Raw genomic sequence first — 4,954 nt, 5'->3', positions numbered from 1 at the left:
GGCGCCGGGGGCGGCAGAGGCGGGGGCGGTGATCGCGGCGGCGCCGAGCGAGGCGAGCACGGCAACGGCGAAGGTCAGTTTCCTCACGGAGATAATCCTGTTTCTTGTCGTCGGGCCGCGGCACCCATTCCATCCTCCGGGTCCGAAGGAAGGGAGAAGGAAGTCGCGCCGGAGAAGCGCGGCGGGTCTCCGCTTCGACCCGCCGCTGGTAACGTACAACTCAGAGATTCGTTTCCTCGAACGCCTTCACCCATTCGGCGCAGATCCCGGAGCGGACGATGTCGTCGCGGGTGAACTCCACGACGGGGATCGGCATCATCCGGCTCTTGATCAGGTGGATGACGGTGCGCAGGCCCGAAGTCTCGCGCAGGTCGGTCTGCGAGACGTCGCCGTTGATGATCACCTGGCACGCGTCGCCGATGCGGGTGAGGAACATCTTGATCTCGGCGGTGGTCGTGTTCTGCGCCTCGTCGAGGATCACGAGGCAGTCCTTGAAGGTGCGCCCGCGCATCACCTCGAAGGGCACGATCTCGATGTCGCCGGCCTTCAGCGCGATCTCGAAGGCGGCGGCGCCCATCCGCTCCTTCATCGCCTCGGTGAGCGGCGCGACCCAGGGTGCGATCTTCTCCTCGAGGGTGCCGGGGAAGAAGCCGAGCGAGCGGCCGCCGGGGACGTTGGGGCGGGTGATGATCACCTTGGCGATGCGGCGCTGGCGCAGCAGGTCGGCGGCGCGGGTGCCGGCGATGTAGGTCTTCCCGGTGCCGGCCGGGCCGAGCACGATCACCTGCGGGTGGAGGGCCAGCGCGTCGAGGTACTCGGCCTGCCGGTCGGTCAGCGGTTGGATCGGGCCTAGGTTTCGTTCCTCGTCGAAGCGGGTCCTGTGCAGCCGGACCGTGCGGTCTTCAACCAGCTCGAGTCGTGCGCGCCGTCTTTTCATCGATCAACACTCCGCGTGGGACTTGCTAACCAAAAGGACTTGCTAACCAAAAGGACTTGCTAAGCTAGGAACTTGCTAACCTCGGGACCGCTCTTCGCTCTACCTTCGTGACGGGGCTTACTATGCCTCTCTCAAAGCAATCTGGCTGCCTCGAGCCGGTTCCGGCCCACGACACGAAGCTTGTGGACAAGGCGAGCCGCGAATGCGGCCGGCCTCGTCGTTGCAGGAGCATGCAACGCGCGCACCATAGAATCGCCGCCTGCGACGACCGCATGACGGTGGTGGACGGGTGTTGCCGAAATGGTTCGGAGACGGGCGTGTCGTACGCCGGGAAGGTCGGGCGATGGGGCCGTGTCCGGTCCGCCCAAGGTCGTGTCCTACGCCTCTACCCGACGCCGTCCCGCGGCGGCGTCAGGCCGGCTGCAGGAAGCTGTCGAGCACCATCTTGCGACCGGCCTTGTCGAAGTCAACGGTGAGCTTGTTGCCGTCGACCGCGGCCACGTCGCCGGGACCGAACTTGGTGTGCAGAACCCGCATCCCGGTCTCGAAGGCCGAGGGCGCGCCGGTGGACTTGGCGATCAGCTCGCCTTCGATCTGGCGCGGCCCGCCGCGCCCGCCGCCGGGCGAGGCGCCGAAGCCGCGGGCGGTGGTGTGCGCCGCGCCCTTGCCGAAGTTGCCGGATCCGCCGTTCCCTTGCCCGGTGTTGGCCTGCGCCCGCTGCCAGCCCGGCGTGCCGTAGCTGGAGCCGAAGGGCTGCGGGTTGCGGTCGAACCGCGAGGCGCCCGCCGAGAAGTGGGCCGGCGCCTCGATCACGTCGACGGCGGTCTCGGGCAATTCGTCGATGAAGCGCGAGGGGATTGTGGAGGACCATAGGCCGTGGATGCGGCGGTTGACGGCGAACGACAGCTTTGCCCGCTTGCGGGCGCGCGTGAGCCCGACATGGGCGAGGCGCCGCTCCTCCTCCAGGCCGGCGCGGCCGCTCTCGTCGAGCGCGCGCTGGTTCGGGAACAGGCCGTCCTCCCAGCCGGGCAGGAACACCGTGTCGAACTCCAGGCCCTTGGCCGCGTGCAGGGTCATCAGCGAGACGCGGTCGGCGCCCTCGGCCTCAGAGGCTTCCATCACCAGCGAGACGTGCTCGAGGAAGGCGCCCATGTCGGGGAATTCCTCCATCGAGCGGACGAACTCCTTGAGGTTCTCCAGACGCCCGGCGGCGTCGGCCGACTTCTCCTTCTGCCACATCTCGGTGTAGCCGGATTCCTCGAGGATGGTCTGCGCCACCTCGGAATGCGGGTTGCTCTCGACGAGCCGCGCCCAGCGCGAAAAGCTCTCGGTGAGCGCGCGCAGCGTCGAGCGGACGCGCGGCTTGAGCTCGTCGGTCTCGCAGAGCTTTCGCGCGGCGTGCAGGAACGGCACCTGCTCGGCGCGGGCATAGAGGTGGAGCTGCTGCAGCGTCGCGTCGCCCAAGCCGCGCTTGGGGGTGTTCACGATCCGCTCGAAGGCGAGGTCGTCGGACGGGTTCTTGGTCGCGCGGAGGTACGCCAGCGCGTCGCGGATCTCGGCGCGCTCGTAGAAGCGCGGGCCGCCGATCACCCGGTAGGGCAGGCCGAGCTGGACGAAGCGGTCCTCGATCTCGCGCATCTGCGCCGAGATCCGCACCAGCACCGCGATTTCGGAAAGCGGGTGCTGCTTGGCCTGGAGCGACTCGATCGATTCCGCCAGAAGCCGCGCCTCCTCCTCGGAATCCCAGGCGCCCGACACGGTGACGGGCTCGCCGAGCTCGTCCTCGGTCCGCAGCGTCTTGCCGAGCCGGCCCTGGTTCTTGGCGATCAGGCCCGAGGCGGCGGCCAGGATGTGGCCGGTGGAGCGGTAGTTGCGCTCCAGCCGCACCACCACGGCGCCGGGAAAATCGTGCTCGAAGCGCAGGATGTTGTCGACTTCGGCCCCGCGCCAGCCGTAGATCGACTGGTCGTCGTCGCCGACGCAGGCGATGTTCTTCCGGGTCTGCCCGAGCAGGCGGAGCCAGAGGTACTGGGCGACGTTCGTGTCCTGGTACTCGTCGACCAGGATGTAGCGGAACTTGTCCTGATAGATGGTCAGGACTTCGGGGTTCTCGCGCCACAGCTTGAGGCACAGCAGCAGCAGGTCGCCGAAGTCGACCGCGTTCAGGGTCACGAGCCGCGCCTGGTAGGCGGTGTAGAGGTCGCCGCCCTTGCCGAAGGCGAAGGCTTGCGCCTCGCCGGCGGGGATCTGGTCCGGGCCGAGGCCGCGGTTCTTCCAGCCGTCGATGACGTGACCGAGCGCGCGCGCCGGCCAGCGCTTCTCGTCGATGTTCTGGTCCTTGAGCACCTGCTTCATCAGGCGGAGCTGGTCGTCGGTGCCGAGGATCGTGAAGTCGGACTTCAGGCCCACCAGCTCGGCGTGGCGGCGCAGGATCTTGGTGCCGATGGCGTGGAAGGTGCCGAGCCAGGGCATGCCCTCGCCGGCCGGCCCGACCAGCGTGCCGATCCGGTGCTTCATCTCCCGCGCGGCCTTGTTGGTGAAGGTCACCGACAGGATGTCGAACGGCCGCGCCCGGCCGGTGCTGATCAGGTGGGCGATGCGCGTGGTCAGCACCCGGGTCTTGCCGGTGCCGGCGCCGGCCAGCACCAGGACGGGGCCTTCCGTCGCCTCGACGGCGCGGCGCTGCTCCTCGTTCAGGCCGTCCAGGTAGGACGCGGCGGTCGGGCGCAAGCCCCCCATGGCGCGGGCGGCGATGGAGCTGGGGCCACGCCCCGCGTCGGAAGGCGGCGTCGCATGCGAGGAATTCGGCATCGGCAATCCCTGGACCAAAACGCGAACGGCGTCGAGGCCCGGACGCGATGTCGCCGCCCCGCACGGTCGCAGGCGGGGAGTCGCAGGCGGGGAACCCAGGGCCGTCCGGCCGCTTGGTCAGATCATCGCAAGACCCACATCATAAAGACCACACGAGATTCAGGAGCGCCCGATGCGCATCGTGCCGATCGCCGTCCTCGCCGTCCTCGCCGCCACCCCCGCCCTCGCGCAGGTCCGGCAGGGCAACCCCGACGCCGCCAACGAGTCCTTCGCCCGCCAGAGCGAGTCCCGGGCGCTGCAGCAGAACATCACCTCGCAGAACAACACCACGCGCATGGAGATCCAGCGCAGCCAGCAGATGCAGGCGCCTCAACCCACCCCGGGCGTGGTCGTCGCCCCCCGGCGATAAACGGACCGTCGCTTCCCTCCCCCCACTGCGGGGGAGGGAAGGGGGGCCCGCTCGAGCGATCCGGTAAATACCCGGCGGCCTGCGCCTGAAACGACCCTGCCCGCCCCCGACAAAAGCCCGCTGGCGCTGGTTGCCGCAGGGCGTGCTATGCCCGCCGTGAACCCGCCGGGTGGCGCGGGATGCATGCGGAACGATCACGGTGCGTGACCTTCTGACCGCGCTCGCGGGCGCCGTCATCCTAATCCTGGTCGCGGCGCTCGCCGTGCCCCCCTTCATCGACTGGCCGGCCCATCGCGCCTTCGTCGACGCGACCGTGAGCCGCTCGCTCGGGCTGACGGTCCGCACCGAGGGCCGCATCGACGTGCGGCTGCTGCCCTCGCCGCGCCTGCGCCTCGACCGCCTGCACCTCGGCGACGATGCGGGAAAGCCCGCCCTCGACCTGCGTTTCGTCAAGGCCGAGCTCGGCCTGACCCCGCTGCTGTCGGGCGCGGTCCGGTTCACGGAGACGCGGATCGGCCGCGCCGAGATCAAGCTGCCGGTGACCGAAGGCGACGCCCTCGTGGTGCCTGCCGGTCTCGGCGAGACCCTGCGCGGGCGCGACCTCGCGGTCGAAGACCTTCACGTCCAGCAGCTGTTGCTGACCACGTTCGTGCCGTCGACCGGGCGCACCGACCAGTTCTACGCGGAGGCCGTGCAGGTCCAGGCGCCGGCGCTCGTCGGCCCGTGGCGGGTCTCGGGCAGCAGCGGCGGCCTGCCGTTCACCCTCGTCAGCGGCGAGCCGGGGGCGGACGGCGCGG

4 protein-coding genes are annotated in these 4,954 nt (G+C 69.6%); 2 read left to right on the top strand and 2 right to left on the bottom strand.

Going from position 1 to position 4,954, the window contains the following annotated elements; genetic code table 11:
• Window positions 1-220 precede the first annotated feature (220 nt).
• Window positions 221-937, bottom strand: coding sequence for a PhoH family protein (locus FV222_RS17310; protein ID WP_147751561.1), 717 nt, complete (start codon window positions 935-937; stop codon window positions 221-223).
• A 411-nt stretch (window positions 938-1,348) separates the two neighbouring features.
• Window positions 1,349-3,748 carry a UvrD-helicase domain-containing protein gene (locus FV222_RS17305; protein WP_147815262.1) on the bottom strand — a complete coding sequence of 800 codons (2,400 nt, stop codon included), beginning with the start codon at window positions 3,746-3,748 and terminating at the stop codon, window positions 1,349-1,351.
• Window positions 3,749-3,920: 172 nt separating this feature from the next.
• Between FV222_RS17305 and FV222_RS17300 the strand changes: the two genes are divergently transcribed.
• Window positions 3,921-4,157, top strand: a complete 237-nt coding sequence (locus FV222_RS17300; RefSeq protein ID WP_147751559.1) for a hypothetical protein — start codon at window positions 3,921-3,923, stop codon at window positions 4,155-4,157.
• A gap of 199 nt (window positions 4,158-4,356) precedes the next feature.
• On the top strand, window positions 4,357-4,954 hold a 598-nt coding region (locus FV222_RS17295; protein WP_147815258.1), incomplete at its 3' end, for an AsmA family protein.

It is taken from the genome of Methylobacterium sp. WL103, from assembly GCF_008039885.1.
Taxonomy (GTDB): Bacteria; Pseudomonadota; Alphaproteobacteria; order Rhizobiales; family Beijerinckiaceae; genus Methylobacterium; species Methylobacterium cerastii.
The sequence above is the reverse complement of the archived record's forward strand: the minus strand, read 5'-3'. Positions and strand labels throughout refer to the sequence as shown.

Bases quoted from the DNA above. Each gene is read 5' to 3' on its own strand.
- FV222_RS17310 (WP_147751561.1), bottom strand. From the start codon at position 937: ATGAAAAGACGGCGCGCACGACTCGAGCTGGTTGAAGACCGCACGGTC.
- FV222_RS17305 (WP_147815262.1), bottom strand. From the start codon at position 3,748: ATGCCGAATTCCTCGCATGCGACGCCGCCTTCCGACGCGGGGCGTGGC.
- FV222_RS17300 (WP_147751559.1), top strand. From the start codon at position 3,921: ATGCGCATCGTGCCGATCGCCGTCCTCGCCGTCCTCGCCGCCACCCCC.